General features: G+C 69.3%; 6 protein-coding genes. 4 read left to right on the forward strand and 2 right to left on the reverse strand.

Annotated elements, in window-relative coordinates:
* On the forward strand, window positions 1-1,598 hold a 1,598-nt coding region (locus QOI01_RS23560; RefSeq protein ID WP_526385244.1), incomplete at its 5' end, for a class I tRNA ligase family protein.
* Between the two features lie 45 nt (window positions 1,599-1,643).
* On the opposite strand, the gene QOI01_RS23565 is transcribed toward QOI01_RS23560, so the two are convergent.
* On the reverse strand, window positions 1,644-1,868 hold the full coding sequence (locus QOI01_RS23565) for an RNA-binding S4 domain-containing protein (protein WP_526385246.1): 225 nt from the start codon (window positions 1,866-1,868) through the stop codon (window positions 1,644-1,646).
* Window positions 1,869-1,900: 32 nt separating this feature from the next.
* Here QOI01_RS23565 and QOI01_RS23570 point away from each other — a divergent pair, with 32 nt between their 5' ends.
* Window positions 1,901-3,304: a DNA polymerase IV gene (locus QOI01_RS23570; RefSeq protein ID WP_526385248.1), complete on the forward strand. Its 1,404-nt coding sequence runs from the start codon at window positions 1,901-1,903 to the stop codon at window positions 3,302-3,304.
* Here QOI01_RS23570 and QOI01_RS23575 read toward each other — a convergent pair.
* Complete coding sequence (locus tag QOI01_RS23575; protein ID WP_526385250.1) at window positions 3,272-4,174, reverse strand: asparaginase; 903 nt, start codon at window positions 4,172-4,174, stop codon at window positions 3,272-3,274. The genes QOI01_RS23570 and QOI01_RS23575 overlap by 33 nt on opposite strands.
* A gap of 41 nt (window positions 4,175-4,215) precedes the next feature.
* On the opposite strand from QOI01_RS23575, the gene lspA reads away from it, so the two are divergent.
* Window positions 4,216-4,839, forward strand: a complete 624-nt coding sequence (gene lspA / locus QOI01_RS23580) for a signal peptidase II (protein WP_526385252.1) — start codon at window positions 4,216-4,218, stop codon at window positions 4,837-4,839.
* On the forward strand, window positions 4,839-5,222 hold a 384-nt coding region (locus QOI01_RS23585; protein ID WP_526385254.1), incomplete at its 3' end, for an RluA family pseudouridine synthase. The genes lspA and QOI01_RS23585, both read left to right, overlap by 1 nt.

The raw sequence follows: 5,222 nt of genomic DNA on the forward strand, positions 1-5,222 counted from the left end.
GCTCCACGATGCATCGCATCCCCGACGTCTTCGACGTGTGGTTCGACTCGGGCTCCATGCCGTACGCGCAGGTGCACTATCCGTTCGAGAACCAAGTCTGGTTCGACGGTGATGGGCGCCTGCGCGAAGAACAGACAACCGGTGTCAGTGGTGATGGCAACGTGGCTGGCATGGAGGCGCACAATCCGGCCGACTTCATCGTCGAGTACATCGGCCAGACCCGCGGCTGGTTCTACCTGCTGCACGTCCTTGCCACCGCCCTGTTCGACCGGCCGGCGTTCAAGACCGTCGTCTCCCACGGCATCGTGCTGGGTAGCGACGGTGCGAAGATGAGCAAGTCGCTGCGCAACTATCCCGACGTGACCGAGGTGTTCGACCGCGACGGGTCAGACGCCATGCGCTGGTTCCTGATGGCCTCGCCGATCCTGCGGGGCGGCAACCTGGTCGTGACGGAGCAGGGCATCCGCGAGGGCGTCCGCCAGGTCCTGTTGCCCTTCTGGAACGCGTACTCCTTCCTGGCGCTGTACGCGCCGGAGAAGGGGACGTGGCGCACGGATTCGACGAACGTGCTCGACCGCTACATCCTGGCGAAGCTCGCCGCGCTGCGCGACGAGCTGACCGCATCGCTGGACGTCTGCGACATCTCCTTGGCCTGCGAACAGTTGCGGCAGTTCACCGAGGCGTTGACGAATTGGTTTGTGCGACGGTCGCGTTCACGGTTCTGGGACGAGGATACCGACGCCATCGATACCTTGCACACCGTACTGGAGGTCACCGGTCGACTGGCGGCGCCGCTGCTGCCGCTGATCGCGGAGGTGATCTGGCGCGGCGTAACCGGCGGGCGGTCGGTGCACCTGACCGACTGGCCGGACGCAGGCGAGCTACCCGCAAACCCCGCTCTGGTGCTCGCGATGGACCAGGTGCGCGACGTCTGCTCGGTGGCGTCGTCGCTGCGCAAGGCCAAGAAACTGCGCGTGCGCTTGCCGTTGCCGAAGCTCACCGTGGCCGTCGAGGACCCGGATGCGCTGCGGCCGTTCGCCGACCTGATCGCCGACGAACTCAACGTGAAGTCCGTCGAGTTGACCGACGACATCGACGCCTTCGGCCGGTTCGAACTCGCGGTCAACGCCAAGGTCGCCGGGCCGCGTCTCGGCAAGGACGTCCAATCGGCGATCAAGGCGGTGAAGGCGGGGGAGGGCGTCGTCAACTCCGACGGCACGCTCACTGCGGGGGCCGCGACGCTGCAAGCCGGCGAATACACCTCCAAACTGGCTGCGGCGGAGCCGGAGTGGACTGCTGCGCTACCCGACGGCGCGGGACTGGTGGTGCTCGACGGCACGCTCACCCCGGAGCTGGAGGCCGAGGGATGGGCCAAGGACCGCGTGCGTGAGCTTCAGGACCTGCGCAAGTCCACTGGACTGGACGTGTCCGACAGGATCGCCGTGACGATCTCGGTCCCGCCCGACAAGCAGGACTGGGCGCGCACCCACGCCGAGTTGATCGCGGGCGAGGTGCTGGCCACCAGCTTCGAGTTCGGTGAATCAGCCGATGCCCATCTCATCGGCGACGGCGTTAAGGTGGCGATCGCCAAGGTGTGACCACGCCGCCGATTCTGGGTTGAAAGCGCTGTCCCGCAGCCGAACTCACCCATGCCCGACTCTCGCGGATCGTCCGTCGATCGTCACGGTGTCGCCCGCGTGCAGTTGCCGCCCGCGGCGCAGTTCGACGTCGTCGTTCACGCTGACGTCGCCCGCGGCGATCACCGCCTTGGCGTCGGAGCCGCTATCGATCAGGTCGGCGAGCTTGAGGAACTGCCCGAGCCGGATCGACTCGTCTCGGATGGCCACCTCGCGGACGGGTTCCCCCATGGGCGTCAGGGTAGCCCCCTACGATCATCGCAATGGAGGGGCGATGGGTCCTGCACTTCGACATGGACGCGTTCTTCGCCTCCGTCGAGCAGCTGACCCGGCCCACGCTGCGCGGACGGCCGGTGCTGGTCGGCGGGCTCGGCGGACGGGGCGTCGTCGCGGGAGCCAGCTACGAGGCGCGTGTCTTCGGCGCCAGGTCCGCGATGCCGATGCATCAGGCGCGCCGGCTGGTCGGCACGTCCGCCGTGGTCCTGCCGCCCCGTGGTGTCGTCTACGGGGTGGCCAGCGCCCGCGTGCTAGACACGGTCAGGTCGGTCGTGCCTGTGCTGGAGCAGCTGTCGTTCGACGAAGCGTTCGGCGAGCCGATCGAGCTGGCCGGCGAGGACGCCGATGCCGTCGAACGGTTCTGTGAGGCCTTGCGTGACGAGGTTCTGCGCCAGACCGGCCTCATCGCATCCGTCGGCGCCGGTTCGGGCAAGCAGCTCGCCAAGATCGCGTCGGGATTGGCCAAGCCCGATGGCGTCCGCGTCATCCGACGCGAGGAGGAGCGCTCGCTGCTCGCCACTCTGCCGGTCCGACGGTTGTGGGGGATCGGGCCGGTTGCCGAGGATCGTCTGCACAGGCTGGGCATCGACACGGTGGGCGCGTTGGCGGCGCTGAGCAACTCCGAGGTGGCCAGCGTCCTCGGCGGAACGATCGGGCCCGCTCTGCATCTGCTGGCGCGAGGCATCGACGACCGACCGGTCGCGGAACGGTCGGAATCCAAACAGATCAGCGCGGAGTCGACCTTCGCGACGGATCTGACGACCCTTGATCAGCTACGCGAGGCCATCGGCCCGATCGGTGAGCACGCGCATCAGCGTCTGCAGCGAGACGGCCGGGGGGCGCGCACGGTCACCGTCAAGCTGAAGAAGTCCGACATGAGCACGCTGACGCGATCCGCGACCCTGCCGTACGCCACCGCCGACGCCGCAACGCTGATCGGCACCGCGCGCAGGCTGCTGCTCGATCCAGTCGAGATCGGCCAGGTGCGCCTCGTCGGAGTCGGCTTCTCCGGGCTGTCCGACGTGCTCCAGGAATCGTTGTTCCCCGATCTCGATCAGACCCTGAACGCCTCCGACAGCCACCAGGCCGGGCCGGGCCCCGCCGCAGCGGATGCCGCCGCGACGGTAGCGCCCTGGCGCATCGGCGACGACGTCGTCCACACCAGGTTCGGGCATGGCTGGGTACAGGGTGCGGGCCACGGCGTCATGACCGTGCGGTTCGAGACCCGAGCCAGCGGGCCCGGGCAGGCCCACACGCTTGCCCACGACAGCCCCGACGTCACCCGCACGAATCCGGTTGACAGCCTGGACTGGCCTGAGTTCGTCGAGGGGATGACCGAGGGGCCCACGGCCACGCCCTCACCCCCACACGGCGAAGACGTCCTCGACTGACCTCCCGGCGGCCAGGGCTGCCATCAGCAGCACGCGGGACTGCGGCGGGGGCAGGGTCCGCGCCACCGAGGCCCCCGCGTCGACCAGCAGGCGGCCAGGACCGTAGCCGACGGTGACCCGTGCGCCGGGCACGCGCGTCGAGATGACCACCTCGACGCCCGCGTGACGTGCTCGCCGGACGCCTTCGATCACCGCGGCGCCCGCGTTTCCCGAGCCGAGCGCTTCGAGCACGATTCCCCGGGCGCCCGCCGCGACACACGCGTCGAGCGCCACCGCGTCACTGCCCGCGTAGGTGGCGACGACGTCGACCCGCGGCGCGCTGGCGGCCGACAGGTCGCCGAACCGGATGCGCTGCCTCGCCGTCGGCGCCACCACGACGCCGGCGAATCCCGAGCCGGTCTTGGTCAGTCCCAGTGGTTGCCAGACCGTGCCCGAAAGTGTCACGGCCACGCCGATGCCTCTGGCGTCGACGCTGGCTGCCAGCGAAATCGCGGCGCGCAGGTTGGCGGGACCGTCGGCGTCCTCGGCATCGGCGCTGCGCATGGCACCCGTCAGCACGACGGGCATGTCGCCGTCATGGGTCAGGTCGAGCCACAGCGCCGTCTCCTCCATCGTGTCGGTGCCGTGCGTGATCACCACGCCGTCGGCTCCGGCATGCGCAGCGTCGGCTACCGAAGCGCCGATCCGGTCCCAGTCCGACGGCGTGAGCTGGGAACTGTCAACTGCCAGGAGGTCGACGACGTCGACGTCGAAACCGGTGGCGAGGCCCGCCGTCAGGTCGCTGCCGGTGCGCGTGGGACGCGCCACTCCGTCCGTGCCGGTGCTCGTGGCGATGGTGCCGCCGGTGGTGATGACGACGACGCGGCTCATGCGGCGATTGTTCACCATCGGTGCTTTGGGATGATGGTCGAGTGACTGACGAATCAACGGGGTCGTCCGTGCCCGTGACTGCGGGCGACGAAGCCGATCGGCCGCCGCGGCGGCGCCGACTGCGCCTGTTGCTCTCGGTCGCCGCGGTCGTCCTCGTCCTCGACGTGGTGACGAAGGTGTTGGCGGTCAGACTCCTGGCTCCGCAGCAGCCGGTCTCCATCATCGGGGACACCGTGACGTGGACCCTGGTTCGCAACTCCGGCGCCGCGTTCTCGATGGGGACGAGCTACACCTGGGTGCTCACGCTGGTGGCGACCGGTGTGGTCATCGGCATCATCTGGATGGGACGGCGGCTGGTGTCGCCGTGGTGGGCACTGGGTCTCGGCATGATCCTCGGCGGTGCGCTCGGGAACCTCGTCGACCGGTTCTTCCGTTCGCCGGGCCCACTGAGGGGCCATGTCGTCGACTTCCTGTCCATCGGATGGTGGCCCGTGTTCAACGTCGCCGACCCGGCGGTGGTTGGTGGCGCGATCCTGCTGGTCGGGTTGTCACTGTTCGGCTTCGACTTCGACACCAATGGCCGCCGCACGGCGGACGCCGACCCGGCCGACCCGGCCGGCGCCGTCGCGACGGAGGAATCCGAAGCCGATACCGAGCGGGACTGATGACCACCCGGTCGATGCCGGTTCCGGAGGGACTCGCGGGCATGCGGGTGGACGCCGGGCTCGCGCGGTTGCTCGGTCTGTCCCGGACGGCGGCGGCGGCCCTCGCCGAAGATGGGGGTGTCGATCTCGACGGAACTCCGGCGGGCAAGTCCGACCGACTGGCCGCCGGCGCGTGGCTCGAGGTTCGGTTACCGGAACCGCCTGCGCCGCTGGATAATCCGCCCGTCGAGATCGAGGGCATGACGATCCTTTACGCCGACGACGACATCGTGGCGGTCGACAAGCCCCCTGGCGTGGCCGCTCACGCGTCGGTCGGATGGACCGGGCCCACCGTGCTCGGCGGATTGGCCGCGGCCGGATTCCGGATCACCACCTCCGGCGTG

The sequence above is a fragment of the Mycobacterium sp. genome, assembly GCF_032162605.1.
In the GTDB taxonomy this organism is placed as follows: domain Bacteria; phylum Actinomycetota; class Actinomycetes; order Mycobacteriales; family Mycobacteriaceae; genus Mycobacterium.

Excerpts from the sequence above, each read along its gene's own strand:
- QOI01_RS23570 (WP_526385248.1), top strand. The coding sequence starts at position 1,901 with ATGGAGGGGCGATGGGTCCTGCACTTCGACATGGACGCGTTCTTCGCC.
- QOI01_RS23565 (WP_526385246.1), bottom strand. The coding sequence starts at position 1,868 with ATGGGGGAACCCGTCCGCGAGGTGGCCATCCGAGACGAGTCGATCCGG.
- QOI01_RS23575 (WP_526385250.1), bottom strand. The coding sequence starts at position 4,174 with ATGAGCCGCGTCGTCGTCATCACCACCGGCGGCACCATCGCCACGAGC.